Genomic DNA, 287 nt, shown 5'->3' with positions numbered 1-287 from the left:
ACCTGCGGCCTTTCACCCTGGACGAGCACGGTCAGGCAACCCATGTGGTCTACGAGCTGGGGGTGATGCTGCCAGGCCCTTCCCTGGATCTGTGTGGGTTGGCCTTGACCACTGCCACGCCTGCCACCCAGATCCTCCCTGGCGCGGTACTGGCGTCGCCACCCACCGATAAGGTCGATCTGCGCACTACCCTCGCAACCTTGGGCGAGCAACTGACCGAAGTTGACCGTGAAAGCCTGCACGCGCTGCTTGAGCGCAAGCAGTACGCAGAACGAATCAGGAACTTG

At 62.4% G+C, this 287-nt stretch carries 1 protein-coding gene; it reads left to right on the top strand.

The features are described from left to right. Window positions 1-287: hypothetical protein (locus SB756_RS29350; protein ID WP_410913065.1), on the top strand; the 287-nt coding region annotated here is incomplete at both ends.

Origin of the sequence: Pseudomonas sp. SIMBA_068 (assembly GCF_046534705.1) — a bacterium.
In the GTDB taxonomy this organism is placed as follows: domain Bacteria; phylum Pseudomonadota; class Gammaproteobacteria; order Pseudomonadales; family Pseudomonadaceae; genus Aquipseudomonas; species Aquipseudomonas putida.
This window is presented reverse-complemented; position numbering and strand designations above follow the sequence as displayed.